Source organism: Synechococcus sp. PCC 7502 (genome assembly GCF_000317085.1).
In the GTDB taxonomy this organism is placed as follows: Bacteria; Cyanobacteriota; Cyanobacteriia; order Pseudanabaenales; family Pseudanabaenaceae; genus PCC-7502.
Window position 1 is genome coordinate 2,261,290 of the sequence record NC_019702.1, and the last position, 15,152, is coordinate 2,276,441.

The window sequence follows — 15,152 nt, forward strand, 5'->3', positions numbered from 1 at the left end:
GATCGCTTAATTATTTACTTTACCTACTTACACAGTGGCAGCAAACAAAATACTGGTGATTGATGATAGCCGAGTAATTCGGAACATGGTACGTGACATGTTACCGCAAGAAAGCTTTGAAATAATAGAAGCAGCAGATGGAATCAAGGGACTAGAAGCAGCCAAACAGAATAAACCTTGGCTAATTATTTTGGACTTCATTCTGCCCCGCATGAGTGGATTTGAGGTGTATGAACAGCTTCAGCAAGACCCTGTCCTCAGTCGAACCCCACTGGTGATTATGTCGGGACGCAAAGAAGAGGTAACCAGCAAAATCCCTGAGCCGTTTGATGATAAGTATCTAGTATTTGTAGAAAAACCGATTGACCAAAAAGAACTAATGGCTGCAATTAAAAAAGCAGTTGTACTTTCCCGTAAGCGTCCACCCATAGGACTGGTTCACGATCAGACCCAAACCCAAATTACCGCATCTGGAGCCGATCCAGTTCTATTAAGCCGTGTAACTGCCCTAGAAACAAAGGTCAAAACTCTAGAGCAACAATTATTAAGTCAGCATAAGCAACTGCAACAACTTGTTAACTTTATTAAACAAAAACTCTCATAAAAATTTCCTCTATCTTAAATTGAACAATTAACTTAGACAAATCCCCAATAATTGCACCAAAATAATGGATCAGCCCAAATGGTCAGTAGTCATCCCTACTTACAATCGTTTGAGTATTCTAAAAAAGTGTTTAACTGCCCTAGAACATCAAGACTTTGATCAAAGCTATGAAATCCTAGTAGTTGATGATGGTTCCACCGATGATACTGTATCTTTTTTGCGATCACATCCTGAGCAGTTTCCCCATGTCAAAGTCTTACAACAAAATCATGCTGCTGCTGCCGCCGCTCGTAACCTAGGTATAGATTCAGCCCAAGGCGAATACATTGTTTTTGTTGATAGCGATATTATTGTAACTCCAGACTTTTTAGCAGGTCATGCTGAGTCTCTTGCCAATGAAGATCGGGCTTTCACCTATGGCAGATTAATCAATACCGCTAACTTTGATGATCCGACTGCGGAAAGGTCAGATTTTGTATTTTTTCCCGGAGCCTATTTTGACACTTGCAATGCGGCGATCACCAAAAAATGGTTAATAGAAGCAGGTAAATTTGATCCTGAATTCAATGAATACGGTTGGGAAGATTTAGAGTTAGGAGTACGCCTGAGAAAGCTAAACCTCAAGCTAATTAAGTGTGCCAAGGCATTGGGTTATCACTATCATGCCCCATTTAATTTAAGTCAAATCCCCCGCCTACTAAATGCGGAAGAGCAAAGAGGCAGAATGGCAGTAAAGTTTTATCAAAAGCATCCTACCCTCAATGTGGCATTAATGATTCAAAGAACACCTTTACATTTAGCACTGTGGGGTCTATTAACTCTAGGTGGTTTAATCAACGATCGCTCCCTTAGACCACTATTACAATGGTTAATCGCTAGTAATAAATCTGAAGTGGCAATGGAAATTTTCCGTATCTATATGAATTGGTACAATGTCTGCTGGATGTATGCCAACTGGGATCAAGAGCTAAAACGAGCAAATTAACTTATCCAATATATTTTTGAGCGGATAAAGTCAAAAAAGTGACCAAAAGGAATTTTGCATAATCAGAACTCTTAGAATTACTGGAATTGCAGAAATAAATTTGCTCTAATTCTAAAAATTAGTTACTATAGTAAGCCGTCATAATTAAAGCTTTAAATTAAACATGGCTAAGAAAAGCATGATCGAGCGCGAGAAAAAGCGCCAAAAATTAGTAGATAAATATGCCACTAAGCGGGCAACTCTTAAGGATCAACTAGAAGATTTAAGTTTGTCCCAGCAACAAAGAATAACATTGCATCGTGAACTGCAACAACTACCACGCAACAGTGCGCCGACTAGATTAAGAAATCGTTGCTGGCTAACTGGCAGGTCTCGTGGTTATTATAGAGATTTTGGCTTATCTCGCCATGTGCTGCGGGAAATGGCACACCAAGGGCTTTTACCCGGTGTCACCAAATCTAGTTGGTAAGCATCTAGTTAGCAAGTTTAGGGTGAATTAGCCACTTTTTTCGCATGGGTTGAACTAAGGTTTTAACTAAAGATGATATTTGGCTAATTTCTTGCAATCCTTCATTTGTCTTAACCGCAATTCCCTGTTGATATAGGGTATATCCTTTAGTTAAAGCTTCACGAATTCCACAGTAATATTGAGGATCAAAGCCAATAGTTTCTAGCTTCTGCTGCCATTGCTGAATGTATTCTTCGATATCTTCAAGATTAGTGATTTCACTGCCTTTAAACAAGTCTCGGTCTTGAATCCGCCGACATAGATCAGCTAATATTTGATCCTCGTGATTTTTCCACAGGTGAATGTGATACATAAAAACTATGTCATCTGCAGCTAAGTAATCTTTAATATCTAAGGTTTGCAGGTCTTGGGTCAGCCATGCAGTTACAGTTTTATCGGCGGGAAGACTTTTAGTAGCTAGTACAACCCTCGCCCGTTCAAAGATTTTGCCTAAGCCAAACCTTGCCGCTAAATTTTTAGGATGGTTATACACCTGTACATACATAAAGTAACGCACAGTCAAATAATGTTCGATCGCTACTAGTCCCTTTTTTGTAATTACTAAACTTTGGGAATCTGGATCATAATTTAATGCTAGGAGAATGCGATCCAAGTCTAAATGCCCGTACTGCGCTCCCGTAAAATAGCCATCCCGTTGTAAATAATCTAGGCGATCGCAATCAAGCTGACTGGAAACCAACTGGGAAATTACGGTTACAGGATATTTTTTAGTAAAAACCAGTTCAAGGTTTGCTGGTAATTCGGGATCAAATGTATACAAAATATCGTAGATACTCGACTCTTGGATCAGTTTTATAGTCCAAAATTCATGCTGACTACCAAATATTTCTTCCCCAGCGTGGCTAAATGCTCCATGTCCAAGATCATGTAATAAAGCTGCCACTAGGACGATACATCGATGCGGTTTTAAACTGGGATACTGATCGACTAGGTGATCAAATGCCCGTCTAGTCAAAGCCATCACCCCAAGGGAATGGGTAAACCTTGAGCCTTCGCCGCTATGAAAAGTGAGGTTAGCAGTATCTAGTTGCCGAATCCGCCTTAATCGCTGAAATTCTGGGGTATCAATTAATTTAATTAGCAGAGATTCAACCTGATCACTCCCGTTGAGGGTAATCGCCCCATGTAAAGGATCATGATAGGTTCGAGATTTCATAGAGCTAACTAGGTACTAGGCTATTAATCATTTGCTGAAGGTTTTCAATTAACTGCTGTGGAGCTTGTTCTGTTTGTGCTTGGTTGGCATCATGGACAATTGCCTCCATTTGCTGACGTAGGGTATCGACAATATCCTGAACAGGTTGAAGAATTCGGTCATTTGTACCAACTTCGGTATTGATCCGCACTTTATCTCTCAGGGCTACTTCCGCTACTTCCAATTCTTGCTTTTGTTTTTCGTACTCAAGGGATAAACGACTAAATGCTTCTTGTTTTTGCCTAAATATAGACCTCGCATTGTCCAGTTCGTAGGTAACTTCTCGAAGTTTGGATTCTTGGTTGGATTTTTCCGCTTCGACCGTAGCTAAAATTGGCTTGAGCTTTTGGGCAGGGTCATCACTGGTATCTATCCCCTGACGACGATCAAGGATTGCCCTTTGTTGGTTTAAGATTGCCTGACGCTCTAGCATATTAGACCTCATCCCTGAGACACTAGCTTCCAAGAACTGATAATTTTCTTCAGCCAATTCCTTGGAACCCTCTAGTTCAAACTTTTCAGCACCAGTAGCATTGTCAATTTGAATTTGGAGTTCGGCAATTTCGCCTTCTAGGGCAGCCAACTCATCTTCTTGTTCCCCAACAGCCCTAGCTGCCTTGTCAAATTCCTGCTGCAATAGATTAATTTCCATTTCCAAGTCATCGGTGGACATTTGCTCTAGTCGTCTTACTTCAGCAGGATCAAGTACATCATCAACGGTACCTCCATAGCTGGCGATGAGTTGGTTTAATTGATCGGCAAGTCGTTGTTGTCCAATAATTTGCGATCGCAGGATCGATGCGGTTGATTCCCTAGCTTTTACTAATTCTTCATCAGCTTTTAATTCAGCTTGAAAATCTACTACCCGATTTTGGGTTTGGATCACTTGCTGTTTGCGATAGTTAAGTTCTTGAATTTCGCTGTCTAAATCAGTTTGAAAGTTACGAATGGAATCTAGGTAATGCCAAAAATCATTGAGGATGGATTGGCGATCATAGAGCAAGTCCAAACAGGAGCCGATTTGATGGTACAGAAAATCAGTACCAATGAAAAAATTTGATATTCGAGTAGTTACATCCCTGAGATAATCTGCTTGCTCTTGGGTGATCACCGCCGACTCAATGTCAAATTCTCGTCGTTCTTTTTCTAGTTGCTGGCGCATTCTCTCGATTTCAGCCCTTTCTCCCTTAGCGATCGCCTGCGCTTCTTCTGCTTCTTTGCGACGGATTTCAATTTGCTCTAGCTCCTGCTCTCGATCTGCTAGTTCAACTTCTCGACGATGGAGTTCTTGGCTTTGATAGTTAAGGGATTGTTTCCATTGCTCAATTTCTTCTTCACCCTGTTTAAATTTATCTTGCAGTCGGGAAAAATTTTGTAAGAGTAGGACTAAACGCTTAGAAGCGTCTTGGACATTTTGAATGTTTTTACCTGCAACATCTACTAATACCATTTGTCCATCTTTGAGGTCTCTCACCTGATTACTATCAGGGATAGGAAGAGTTTCATCATTGCTGATGCCTTGCCAGTTATTGTCAGAAGTGTTACGTGCTAGAAGTTTAACCTCTGTTTTAACACCAACAAATGCCTTTTCTTTTTTGAGTTCCGCCAAGTACTGCACGCTGCCTAATTCTCCTGTCTTTGCTATCTGGGGAGTACCTACATACTAACCAATGTACGTCAGTTTACACCACTCATTCCAAAATTTTGTTTGGTATTGACTACTTTAAAGGAAAATTTTGAAGGAAAGTCACAGCTTCTGCCCTGATATATCTTTAGGTTTTGCCCAGTTTAGAATCATTTGTCCATTTAAAAAAGTTGTATCTGCCTCTGACACAATTTTAGTATTAGCAATCGCTAGACTTTGAATACGATTTTGTAAAAGACTCAAGGGCAAGATAGGTGGCTCTAGGGTTAAAAGACTGCGTAAATGTTGAGCGCTCAGATAAGCTAACCCGTTTTGAGTACCAATAACATTAGCGATCGCCTTAAAGACGGGATCGGTTTCAAGGATCGAGGGCTGGGTTAGTGCCGCTTGAATAGTTGCGATCGAGTTGGAAATCAATACATACTTTTGAATAGCGGATTTATTAATAGATTCAGTAGCAGAATTAAGTTCTGTGTGTGCTAAGGCTACCTTACCAGTGACAATTCGATCCGTGGCACTAGGGGCAAGCTTAGTCCAAAGGGTGAGTGGTTGATTATTGATTTGAATTTCACCAACGGTAAATTTAGATTTAGTGCGGGCATTATTATCAAGTTCTGCCAAGGCAGATGAAGCTTGCTGAAAATTTTTAGCTTCAATAACTAGGAGCCAGCTATTGGAGTTAGATTCCTTGGGAATGGCGATCGCATATTGATCCTGAATCCAACTTAAATTTTCGGGAGCAAGGATAAAGTCTAGGCTTTGAGTGACCTTATCAATTCCTGTTTGAAGTCCTGCTGGAATCAGGGGCGGGCGATCAGAAATACTGGCTAAGGTTTGGGCTAAATTATGACCCACTAATAAAGAACTACCACCGGAAATATATTTCAATATATCCATGTTGTCGTGGGAACCAGATGCAGAGATGGCAGTTTTTCCACCAAGGGCTAGAATTGTCTCGGCTTTTATCCCTAGATCATTACTTTGTAGTCCAATTGTCAGAGTTATGGGTAATTTTTCGGTTAAACCTTCTAATTTTTCTGATCCTAATAAACCTTGAATTTCACTGGGATTGAGGTAAGCGATCGCAAATCCTTGATTGGTTAGTTGTTGGAGGCTATTTTGATATTCGGGACTGCTAGCTAGAGCAAGGCTAGGTGATTGGAGGTTATTAATAGCATTACGGATCACACTGACATCATTGGCAAATAATATAAACTTTCCTACTTTGGCATTAGCGATCGCTCGGCTATCGGTAGTAGAAATTGTCGTAGAAATCAAAGAAACACCTTGATACTGCTCAAAGGCTAGGTCTGCTCCAGATTTTGCTTGTTTTTGCCAAAACCGATCTAAATACTTTTGTGCCAATTCTGGTTTCTGAGTAGCAAGGGCAATTAAGTATCCTGCCTGTAAGCCATTTTTGGGGTCTCGATCCAAATCTGGGGTGGTTACAGCAAGGGTAACTTCGGCACCGAGCCAAGGCTTAATATCTTGTTCGTAGTTTAGGTACCAAGTTTGTTGCAATTGTTTCTTTAATTGACTAATCTCTTGATCAAAATTACGCCGATCATTCACCTTGGTTGCTAGTTTTGCTGCTAGATTTAGCTGTTCAGGATTAAATAAAAATGAAGCAACTAGAGGCGATCGCTTGGGTAAAAATTGGGCAGCTTGGGGTTGCAGATTCGTAAATAAATTTTGAGGATTAGCACTAAATACTTTGGAGACACTGAATATACTCAGTACCGATAATATTATTGCGGCGATCGTCAGACCAACAAAAAATGATTTTTGCTTCATTGTTTGATTTTCCAGTTTTATTTCCCAGTTTGCCCGAGTGTAACCAATAATACTAATTACTTTGCAAGATTTATCTAACAACAGTTTAGGTCGATTTGGCACTTTTAATACCCTCAACTTTTGAGATGAATGAAGGCTAAGGATTTCCTGAGGAAAACACAAGCTTTAAAGCCCACTGGTATAGTTAAGGAGAAAGTTAAGCAAATTAAGAGTTATTGATTATGAGTAATATAGAACTTAACCAAGCTCAAGAAACAACCCTCAGTCGAGACTTCACCACCCTAACCCGTCACGTTTTATCCCAATCGGGAGACTTTTCTGCTGATGCTTACGATCTAAGCCTGTTAATGGGAAGAATTGCCCTAGCAGGTAAAATGATTGCCCGTGAACTCAGCCAAGCTGGACTGGCAGCAGATGCCCTCGGAGTCACTGGAGAGATCAATGTTCAAGGTGAGGCTGTAAAAAAAATGGATCAGTACGCCAACCGTGTATTTATCCGTGCCTTTGAACAAAGTGGGTTAGTATGTCGCCTTGCTTCCGAGGAAATGGAAAAACCTTACTATATCCCCGAAAACTGCCCTATTGGACGCTATACCCTACTTTTTGATCCCATTGATGGCTCTGGTAATATTGACACTAACTTGGCTGTAGGTACAATTTTTTCAATTCGGCAGCAACAGGGCATAGATGAGACAGGGGAGGCACTAGATTTACTCCAGTCAGGACATCAGCAAGTAGGAGCAGGTTATGTTCTCTATGGCTCTAGTACTATGTTTGTATATAGTATTGGCAAAGGAGTCCATGCGTTTACGCTCGATCCCAGCTTAGGTGAATTTATTTTATCTTCAGAAAATATTCGTATTCCCGATCATGGCTCTACCTACAGTATTAACGAGGGCAACTTTTGGCAATGGGATGAGGGTATGCGTGAATATATCCGCCATGTACATAAACAACCGGGTTACTCAGCAAGGTACTCAGGTGCATTAGTTGCTGATATTCACCGTATTTTATTTCAAGGTGGGGTATTTCTCTATCCAGGTTCCCAAGGACATCCCGATGGCAAGCTGCGCCTACTCTATGAATCTGCCCCCTTAGCTTATTTAATCACCCAAGCGGGAGGTAAAGCCACTACTGGAACCGAAGCAATTTTGGACGTAATTCCAGATAGACTCCATGCCCGTACGCCCTTAATTATTGGTAGCACGAAGGATGTGGATTTAGTGTTGTCCTTTCTCCAAACCCGGGCTAATGGCTAAATTCAAGACCTAGATTAAATACCCAGATTAATATTTATCTAAAAGTCCACAGGTAATGGAGCCGTCCAATGAACCTTCCCCATCTATTAAACAGGCTACTCCAGATTTTGGATTTAGATTAAATAGGCGATCGCCCAAATCTTGGCGAAAGAAAATGTGTGATTTAATATTGTTTCCCACATTAATAAATATGGGAGCCATTTCCTCAACAAACTTAAATGATTGACATAGTTTTTGAGAGCAACCAATTTTAGCCATAGTCTGAGCGTTTGAGGTTGCCGCCGCCATTCCCACTTCGGCTTTAGCAGGGGATATAGTCATTAAGTTCAAAATTAAAGCAAGCGTAGCTAATATAACCAGTCTGAGTCTCATTGCTTTTGTGTAATTGACTAACATCAGCCAATTAAATCCTTGTATATATAGTCTATCAATTGCCCAAATTGTAGTGTGATTTTGCAATATAAGATCATGAGATTCTAAGCTGCGATTTGTGTGATTTAAATCATGGTCACTTCAAGCCTGCTTGAGATTTAGAAATCACTTGATCTCGCTTAAATTCAACTATGGCGTTGCTACCCTGAGGATTTTGCCATTGATACAGTTTATCGTCATTGCTAGTGGTTACTAATTTTCCTGAGTTACCGATTAACTCTTGCACTTGCTGAATGGTCATGCCATTTTGGATTTGATTAAACTTAGCCAAGGAGATGACATCAACTACATCAGAGGCAGATCGATCAGAGTTAGTATCAGAGTTTATTTTAACTAGTGATCCAACTTCAGAAGTGGAAGCTTTAGAATTTATCTCAGAGTTTAATGGTTGAGAAACCGTAAAAACTAATTTGATCACGGTACCTACCATCAATCCAAAAGTCACAATTACTAAACCCACCAGAAAGAATGGATAGCTGCGGTTGTAATTAGGAGTAATTTTAATTGGCTTTGGCTTGTTCTCAATTGGCTCGTAGGTTGGTTTCATGCTTACCCCATACCCGGAATTAATCCCTTAGTTAAGCGTTTAATGGCAGCATCGGCAATATCTCGGTAGCGTTCTTCCCCCGATAGAAGTTTTCCCATGCGTTTAGTGGCAGCAGGTCGTTTAATCCCCACTTTATAGGCAAACTTGGGAACTCGATAAAATAACCCTGCTAGTCTTTGCGCCCATGCCATATCTGCTCCCCATTCTTCTTGCACTCTTTTTGTATAGTTTTTTAGGGCTTCCCTATCACCATTTAAGCTGTGGGCGATCGCCTGTGCCGCTAACATCCCCGTAAATAAAGCAGGGCGGATACCTTCAGCTGTGAATGGATCGACAATACAGGCAGCTTCTCCGGTTAATAGGGCATTTTGAGTATGGAGTGGCATATCTCCATCCCAGAGACATAATGGATGACCATATTGTTTAATCGCCGATAGGTCAACACCAAAAGTCTGAGCATATTCTTGAGCAATTTCTTTTAGGTTCTGTTTCTCTTCTCCACCCCTAAATGTGCCGATGCCAATGGAGTAGCCATCAGCTTTAGGAAAGTTCCAAATATAACCATTATTCACTGCACCAAAGTCAAAGTGGAGAGTGGCATCATTATTTGTATCTACTTTTGCCTCTACTTCTAGGGCAGCACCCATGCGTTTCTTGCGTTCTTTGAAACCTAGCCATTTTGCCATTGAACCCCTAGCCCCATCCGCAGCAATTAAATATTTTGCTTCTAAGACTTCAGTTTGATCAGCATTTTTAACTGTGACTAGCCAGCGATCGCTCTGCCATTTAATTCCTGTAACTTCGGTATTGTCTCTAACTTCTGCCCCTAGTTTCTGTGCCTCTTTAATTAGATGATGGTCAAATATATCCCGTCGTACCATCCACATTGGTTCAGCTAAACCTAACTCTACTAACTGTGGATCACCCATTTGCCATGTATAGCGCACTTGATTGACAGTTAAAGAAACTGCGGGCTTAAAATCAAAATCAAACCAACGCTGGACAGAAGGCGGAACCCCACCACCACAGGGTTTATAGCGAGGTAGCAACTCTTTTTCTAGCACTAATACGGAATGCTTGTGCTTTGCCAGATGGTAAGCGGCTGAACCACCGGATGGACCTGCTCCAACAACGATACAATCGTACATACTTAAAAACTGCGTGAGGTCAATTTACTGGAGTTAACTAGGCTTAATAATTTATCAGTATAATCGATCAATAGAGTATAGCTATATCTGGCAATTCAGCCAATAATGTTTTGGATTTATGTTCATTTTAAAGCTAAGGCCTAAAGCTTAGTGGTGCAGAAAAGTCTTAAAAGGGTTGACAGACACTGGTTTTCATAATGAGACAGGGAAAGGGGTAAAACATGAGATACTCAAGTTCTCCAACAAAAGTTCTAATGCAATGCCCCACCTCTATCTTCAGCTACAAACACAACTGCGTCAATGGATTAAGCCAAAAGATCAAAGACATCTCCAAGGATTTTCCGAGGCAGTAGCAGCCATACTCCAATCAAAAAGTGCCTGCTTGAGCCATTGGCTACCGTACTTAAGCCATCGGAACTGCAAAGCAAGAAGTCAAATGGAAAGACTAAACTACCTTGTCCATAACCCACACATTATCGCTGAAACATTTTATAACTCACTGCTGAAGAACTTTCTGCAAGCATTTGTAGGAGCATCGTTAGAACTAGTTCTAGACACAAGTGTACTGTGGGATAAATTTTGTTTGATAGAAGTATGCTTAATTTGGGGAGGAAGATCGATAAGCCTAGCGCAAGTAGTTCTAGAACATGGTAGTGCCACAGTTGGGTTTGAGCATTATCGTCCAGTGCTAGAACAAGTCCTCACCGTATTACCAGCCCAGAGTAATGTCACTTTGCTAGCCGACCGAGGGTTTGAACACGGAGAATTAATACGTTGGCTTCAGCACAATCAATGGTCATGGGCAATTCGGGCAAAGACTAATCTACAAGTGACTTTATCGAGAGGTAAGACTAAAAGTGTAGAACAACTGATCCCACCTACAGAGCAAGCTTATTTGATTCCCAATGTCACAGTATTGAGTCATATTAATTGCCACCTAGTCACAGCAAATCTATCAATGGCTAATGGTTCGTGGGTTGTCCTTAGCAATATTCCCCCCTCGTTGCTGACCTTTGCTCTCTATGGCAGACGCTTTGGGGGGATTGAACCTCATTTTAAGGATTATAATACCAAACTTTAAATACGAGCTACAGATAAAGCCTCTAAAATATAATCCCACCCAACAATCGAAGCAATTACCTCCTGAGTCATAACTTCTAACCTTTCCCGCATTAATGCACGCAACTGGTCAAGATCTTTTGGCAGTTTCCACCTCAACCCTAATTTGAAATGCTGCCACACTCTTTCAATGGGATTAGTCTCAGGTGCATGGGCAGGCTGAAATAGCAAAATAATATTTTTAGGAATCTTTAACCGTTTTGCTCTGTGTGCTCCTGCTTGATCCACTTGCATAACGATGATGTCACCTTGAAAATATGCGCTTACTAAGTTCAGAAATACTTGGAAGCATTCACTATTAAGGTGAGTAAATTCATAGAAAAAGCTTTCCCCTGTTGATGGTTCTACAATTCGATAGAGGTAAGTTGCCTTAAACTGCCACTGAACTTTACCTTTGGGTTTGACTCCTCTTGCTGTGATCTTCCTTCCACTAATTGTCTTTAACCCAATTCGTGTTTCATCTTGACAAAAGAATCTCACTTTGCCATTTAGTCCGATTATATTAATGCCGAACCAGGCAATCATGCTTATAATACTGGCAAGGTTTTTTTATATGCTTCTACTTGCTCTTCTGACTTTCCTGCGCTGACTGGACGTGTCACTTTCGGTCTGGCTTTCAGCCGATATCGGACTAGATAATGCACAGTTTTATAGTTTGATTTGATTCCTAATTGGTTCTCTAACCATTGGCAGATCTGCCCATAACTTTCAAAGCCTTCTGCTTCTTCCAGCTTTTTTATCAATGCTTTCTGCGCCCATTGTGGAATACTCTGTTTTCGCCCTGTTCTAGGTTTATGTCCTAATAGTCCTACTATTCCCCCTTTGCGATAATTCCCTAACCAATCTTGCAATGTAACTCGATGCCGTCCCAGTATTGTCGATGCTGTCTGGATTGTGCTTGCTTGTTTTGTTTTTAACAGATACAGCATCTGAATTCTTTCTTTATCTGATGCGGTCTTTTGCACTCTCAGCATATGTTTTAGCTCTTCTTCACTTTCTTTGATCTCTAATTTGTATACTCCTGCCATTTTTTTCTTTGAACTCGGTTTATATATTTATACCATCTGTAGCCTATACTCTTCGATTTGGTATAATACCTAAAACTCATTCTAGTAATAAGAGATAAACCAAAATTTAGAGCTTAATTTGAATGTATTGTTTAAACTAGTTCTTAGCCTACCATCGTGATACTCTATGGTAATTTTCATCGGGTCAAATATTGGGGTGATTTTACAACCCAAATCACCCTTAAAAGATCGTATTCATATGTCTTGTTGAAGAATGATCTTTTAGAAGTTACTTGGAACTCCCAAAAGCCTTACCAGTTATGGCTCCCCAGCCAATGGAGCTAAGCGGATTCGAACCGCTGACCCCCTCAATGCCATTGATGAGACATTATTGGCTAGGGGTATTAATAGGTATAGCTTTTGGGCATTGTCAATAAATGAACGGGGTAGATTTCGGGGTAGTTATGATTGATGTAAAAGTTAGGTTTTATTAGGTTTTGACTGGTTTAATTCTCGACATTCATTAACTCTTTCTTTGCCGCTTCAGTGATTACCCGCCGTAGCCATGCCGATCTATTAGGTAGTGATCGCACTAAAGCATCAATTTCTAATGGCAATCTAGCCCCTAAAGTTAAAGGGGATAGTTTATCGGTTGTGTCGTCTTGCCTAGTGACGTATTGAAGATTATTTTTAGGATGTGGATTGCCCATAAGCGTTATTTGTTTGTGAACAAAGATAATATATCTTACAAGATTAAGTACAGTCAAATAAAAGCCCCGTATTTGTACAGGGCTAGTAAGTTTAATTAGTAAAGTGTTAATTGTCTGTCTTTTTCTCGGCTTCTCTACCTTTGACAAAGATTGTAACACCGCCAATAAAAGCGGTGACTATACTCCCTATCGCCACGCCCTCACTACCAATCTTCAAAGAATATCCCGCAAAGCTAATCACAGCCAAGAAAAGGATGAATCCTAAAGTTTGTCCTCGCATTTCAAATGTACGAATTGTCTTTGTATCGCCTATTTGCGCTTGAGTCTCCATGATTTCTATGGTGTGACGATGAGCTTGTTCTTTTTCGGTCAAAGTAACTATACGGTCAACCATCCCAGGAACAATATTTTCGTATTCTACTAAAATCGAAGGGTGAGGGAATTGTCCTGTATAAAATTCTAAAGTTTGTTCTTCATACTCTTGACTGTGAACTACATTAGATTCTTTTGGGTCAAGAGGTTGAATGTTCGTATCTTCAGACATGCTTTTTTATGGATCGATAGATTTTGCAATAGCTACACGAAAACATGAACTCACTTTTGACACGTCAGACTTTAACGCTTCAATATCCTTGAAGTTTACTGTCTTGACAAATGATTTTCTAAGTGGATGCCCTAGGAAAATTTTACTTTTTCTTGGAGTTGGCATGATATTCAATACCGAACCCATTCCAAGCACAAACGCGGCAGTTCTAGAAGGGAGAGGGCGAATTCTGGAAGGCAGAGCGTGAATTCCGGGGGGCAAGGCGGGAATTCCAGAAGGAACGGGTACCTTTTGGATTGCTAGTACTTTTTGTAAAACAGAATTTGGTGTGTTGATTTCCATAAATTTAACCTGGTCCACACATGTACAAATATGTTTGGAAGTCGATCTATATTATCTCATTTCGCAAACAAGCGATCGCTAAGGTTAATTCAGCGATCGCTAGTCCCCACTTATTAAAGTTAGTGGGGACTAGCGATCGCAATCAAATCAACGATCGCATAATGCAATTCCTGAACTTGGTCGATCTAATCTTCGATTAAAAAGCGATCGCCACCAAGCTAAAATTCACGGGCGATAAAGAGGGACAAATCTGTGGACATTCCCGTAGACACCTTGGGGACAATGTAAACCCTAAAAGCATTAATAGATAGGTATTTAAGCCTTTAGAATGTCCGATCAATGTCCGTAAACCTGTCCGTTAAAATGTCTGTTATTTTAGTCGGACAACCTGATAAAACCTGACATTTTACAGGCACCCAAAACCTAGCAAAACTTAGTATTTTGCCGACATTTCTACCGACACAAAACCGACACCTTACCGACATCTAAAACTATAAAACCCTCTAACAATGAGGGTTAGATGATATAGACTTTATTTGATTAGCTCTGGTAGTAATTCCTTATACGATCGCTCTATAACCGCTACTTGTTCGAGGGTATGAAGGTGTAGCAGTTTTAGCTCTTTAGCTACTGCTTGAGCTTGTTTAAGGCTCATTTTATCCACTTCCTTACTAAATTTGATGTAATCCATCTCGACATCAAACGGCAGTTTTTTAGGATTTAACATTAGGATTTATTTTTTAATTGATTGGCAGTATAGGCGATCCGCCTCATCGTGCAGTTGTTCGATTTGGCTAAATAATAGTTCTAAACTTCCTGCGATCGCCTGACTTTCTGGCTCCCAGAGGTAAGCAAATAAATGTGATTTATCAAGTAGCATTGCCAGTGAGTGAGCTTTTAAGGCTACGTCATAATGTTCTTTAACCAGATTAGATTCAGTCTCTAGGCTTTTTAATTCAATACTGGTTACGTTTTTAACTTTGCTGTTATCTACTATCTCTAACCCTGATAATGCCTTGTGCAGACTAGCCACATCATTAATGAGAGTTTCAACTATATAGCTATCCCCGCCGTCTCCCAGATTTGATGTAAATAAGCTTTCATCATTGCCAGTGTCATCGATGGAGAGCGATCGCCAAAGTGTTTTTAATTTACCCGCAATAGCAACAGTCTGACTCTTGATTTTAGCTAGTTCTAAGTCTTTGTTTAGTTGTTCGATATTCATTGCTAATTCTCCTATTGGTTAATGTTTTGGTTAATTTGGTTGTTGCGATCGCATAAATAAGACTTTC

18 protein-coding genes and 1 pseudogene are annotated in these 15,152 nt (G+C 40.3%); 6 read left to right on the forward strand and 13 right to left on the reverse strand.

Annotation, left to right across the window (positions count from 1 at the left end):
* The first annotated feature begins 34 nt into the window (after positions 1–34).
* The 3 genes from SYN7502_RS11110 to rpsN all read left to right on the forward strand — a co-directional run bounded on the left by SYN7502_RS11110 (position 35) and on the right by rpsN (position 2,058).
* On the forward strand, positions 35–604 hold the full coding sequence (locus SYN7502_RS11110; RefSeq protein WP_015168923.1) for a response regulator: 570 nt from the start codon (positions 35–37) through the stop codon (positions 602–604).
* A gap of 64 nt (positions 605–668) precedes the next feature.
* Positions 669–1,589 (forward strand): glycosyltransferase family 2 protein, encoded by a 921-nt coding sequence (locus SYN7502_RS11115; RefSeq protein ID WP_015168924.1) that lies wholly within the window; start codon positions 669–671, stop codon positions 1,587–1,589.
* Between the two features lie 163 nt (positions 1,590–1,752).
* A complete protein-coding gene (gene rpsN / locus SYN7502_RS11120; protein WP_015168925.1) occupies positions 1,753–2,058 on the forward strand; it encodes a 30S ribosomal protein S14 in 306 nt (101 codons plus the stop codon).
* A 4-nt stretch (positions 2,059–2,062) separates the two neighbouring features.
* Here rpsN and SYN7502_RS11125 read toward each other — a convergent pair whose 3' ends face one another.
* From SYN7502_RS11125 to SYN7502_RS11135, 3 genes are all read right to left on the reverse strand, one after another.
* Entirely contained in the window at positions 2,063–3,274 is a 1,212-nt protein-coding gene (locus SYN7502_RS11125) for an HD domain-containing protein (RefSeq protein ID WP_015168926.1), read from the reverse strand.
* A 4-nt stretch (positions 3,275–3,278) separates the two neighbouring features.
* The gene (hmpF, locus tag SYN7502_RS11130) at positions 3,279–4,931 is read right to left on the reverse strand and encodes a pilus motility taxis protein HmpF (RefSeq protein ID WP_015168927.1); all 1,653 of its coding nucleotides are present in this window, start codon (positions 4,929–4,931) and stop codon (positions 3,279–3,281) included.
* Between the two features lie 129 nt (positions 4,932–5,060).
* Positions 5,061–6,752 (reverse strand): DUF3352 domain-containing protein, encoded by a 1,692-nt coding sequence (locus SYN7502_RS11135; RefSeq protein WP_144050204.1) that lies wholly within the window; start codon positions 6,750–6,752, stop codon positions 5,061–5,063.
* A gap of 221 nt (positions 6,753–6,973) precedes the next feature.
* On the opposite strand from SYN7502_RS11135, the gene fbp reads away from it, so the two are divergent.
* The gene (fbp, locus tag SYN7502_RS11140) at positions 6,974–8,011 is read left to right on the forward strand and encodes a class 1 fructose-bisphosphatase (RefSeq protein WP_015168929.1); all 1,038 of its coding nucleotides are present in this window, start codon (positions 6,974–6,976) and stop codon (positions 8,009–8,011) included.
* A gap of 27 nt (positions 8,012–8,038) precedes the next feature.
* Here fbp and SYN7502_RS11145 read toward each other — a convergent pair whose 3' ends face one another.
* The 3 genes from SYN7502_RS11145 to SYN7502_RS11155 form a co-directional block, all read right to left on the reverse strand.
* Complete coding sequence (locus tag SYN7502_RS11145; protein ID WP_144050205.1) at positions 8,039–8,332, reverse strand: hypothetical protein; 294 nt, start codon at positions 8,330–8,332, stop codon at positions 8,039–8,041.
* Positions 8,333–8,519: 187 nt separating this feature from the next.
* A complete protein-coding gene (locus SYN7502_RS11150; RefSeq protein WP_015168931.1) occupies positions 8,520–8,990 on the reverse strand; it encodes a beta-lactamase inhibitor (BLIP) in 471 nt (156 codons plus the stop codon).
* 2 nt (positions 8,991–8,992) lie between these two features.
* Positions 8,993–10,138: a geranylgeranyl reductase family protein gene (locus SYN7502_RS11155; RefSeq protein WP_015168932.1), complete on the reverse strand. Its 1,146-nt coding sequence runs from the start codon at positions 10,136–10,138 to the stop codon at positions 8,993–8,995.
* A gap of 259 nt (positions 10,139–10,397) precedes the next feature.
* On the opposite strand from SYN7502_RS11155, the pseudogene SYN7502_RS11160 reads away from it, so the two are divergent.
* Positions 10,398–11,210, forward strand: a pseudogene (locus SYN7502_RS11160) (transposase); the annotation flags it as partial.
* A gap of 5 nt (positions 11,211–11,215) precedes the next feature.
* On the opposite strand, the gene SYN7502_RS20620 reads toward SYN7502_RS11160, so the two are convergent.
* From SYN7502_RS20620 to SYN7502_RS11185, 5 genes are all read right to left on the reverse strand, one after another.
* A complete protein-coding gene (locus tag SYN7502_RS20620) occupies positions 11,216–11,782 on the reverse strand; it encodes an IS630 family transposase (protein ID WP_015167904.1) in 567 nt (188 codons plus the stop codon).
* Positions 11,783–11,784: 2 nt separating this feature from the next.
* Entirely contained in the window at positions 11,785–12,285 is a 501-nt protein-coding gene (locus SYN7502_RS20625) for a helix-turn-helix domain-containing protein (protein ID WP_015168934.1), read from the reverse strand.
* A 485-nt stretch (positions 12,286–12,770) separates the two neighbouring features.
* Entirely contained in the window at positions 12,771–12,974 is a 204-nt protein-coding gene (locus SYN7502_RS11175) for a hypothetical protein (protein WP_015168935.1), read from the reverse strand.
* Between the two features lie 106 nt (positions 12,975–13,080).
* Positions 13,081–13,518: a DUF2335 domain-containing protein gene (locus SYN7502_RS11180; RefSeq protein WP_015168936.1), complete on the reverse strand. Its 438-nt coding sequence runs from the start codon at positions 13,516–13,518 to the stop codon at positions 13,081–13,083.
* 6 nt (positions 13,519–13,524) lie between these two features.
* Positions 13,525–13,860: a hypothetical protein gene (locus SYN7502_RS11185; protein WP_015168937.1), complete on the reverse strand. Its 336-nt coding sequence runs from the start codon at positions 13,858–13,860 to the stop codon at positions 13,525–13,527.
* A gap of 20 nt (positions 13,861–13,880) precedes the next feature.
* On the opposite strand from SYN7502_RS11185, the gene SYN7502_RS11190 reads away from it, so the two are divergent.
* Positions 13,881–14,060, forward strand: coding sequence for a hypothetical protein (locus tag SYN7502_RS11190; RefSeq protein WP_015168938.1), 180 nt, complete (start codon positions 13,881–13,883; stop codon positions 14,058–14,060).
* A 332-nt stretch (positions 14,061–14,392) separates the two neighbouring features.
* Here the strand turns inward: SYN7502_RS11190 and SYN7502_RS11195 are convergent, their stop codons facing one another.
* Positions 14,393–14,587, reverse strand: coding sequence for a hypothetical protein (locus SYN7502_RS11195; protein WP_015168939.1), 195 nt, complete (start codon positions 14,585–14,587; stop codon positions 14,393–14,395).
* A 6-nt stretch (positions 14,588–14,593) separates the two neighbouring features.
* The gene (locus SYN7502_RS11200; protein ID WP_015168940.1) at positions 14,594–15,085 is read right to left on the reverse strand and encodes a hypothetical protein; all 492 of its coding nucleotides are present in this window, start codon (positions 15,083–15,085) and stop codon (positions 14,594–14,596) included.
* Positions 15,086–15,152 lie beyond the last annotated feature (67 nt).

Coding starts and splice junctions, on each gene's coding strand:
- SYN7502_RS11200 (WP_015168940.1), bottom strand. CDS start 15,085: ATGAATATCGAACAACTAAACAAAGACTTAGAACTAGCTAAAATCAAG.
- SYN7502_RS11190 (WP_015168938.1), top strand. CDS start 13,881: ATGTACAAATATGTTTGGAAGTCGATCTATATTATCTCATTTCGCAAA.
- SYN7502_RS11115 (WP_015168924.1), top strand. CDS start 669: ATGGATCAGCCCAAATGGTCAGTAGTCATCCCTACTTACAATCGTTTG.
- SYN7502_RS11145 (WP_144050205.1), bottom strand. CDS start 8,332: ATGACTATATCCCCTGCTAAAGCCGAAGTGGGAATGGCGGCGGCAACC.
- SYN7502_RS11180 (WP_015168936.1), bottom strand. CDS start 13,518: ATGTCTGAAGATACGAACATTCAACCTCTTGACCCAAAAGAATCTAAT.
- fbp (WP_015168929.1), top strand. CDS start 6,974: ATGAGTAATATAGAACTTAACCAAGCTCAAGAAACAACCCTCAGTCGA.
- SYN7502_RS11150 (WP_015168931.1), bottom strand. CDS start 8,990: ATGAAACCAACCTACGAGCCAATTGAGAACAAGCCAAAGCCAATTAAA.
- SYN7502_RS11135 (WP_144050204.1), bottom strand. CDS start 6,752: ATGAAGCAAAAATCATTTTTTGTTGGTCTGACGATCGCCGCAATAATA.
- SYN7502_RS11185 (WP_015168937.1), bottom strand. CDS start 13,860: ATGGAAATCAACACACCAAATTCTGTTTTACAAAAAGTACTAGCAATC.
- SYN7502_RS11175 (WP_015168935.1), bottom strand. CDS start 12,974: ATGGGCAATCCACATCCTAAAAATAATCTTCAATACGTCACTAGGCAA.
- SYN7502_RS11155 (WP_015168932.1), bottom strand. CDS start 10,138: ATGTACGATTGTATCGTTGTTGGAGCAGGTCCATCCGGTGGTTCAGCC.
- SYN7502_RS11125 (WP_015168926.1), bottom strand. CDS start 3,274: ATGAAATCTCGAACCTATCATGATCCTTTACATGGGGCGATTACCCTC.
- SYN7502_RS11195 (WP_015168939.1), bottom strand. CDS start 14,587: ATGTTAAATCCTAAAAAACTGCCGTTTGATGTCGAGATGGATTACATC.
- SYN7502_RS20625 (WP_015168934.1), bottom strand. CDS start 12,285: ATGGCAGGAGTATACAAATTAGAGATCAAAGAAAGTGAAGAAGAGCTA.
- SYN7502_RS20620 (WP_015167904.1), bottom strand. CDS start 11,782: ATGATTGCCTGGTTCGGCATTAATATAATCGGACTAAATGGCAAAGTG.
- rpsN (WP_015168925.1), top strand. CDS start 1,753: ATGGCTAAGAAAAGCATGATCGAGCGCGAGAAAAAGCGCCAAAAATTA.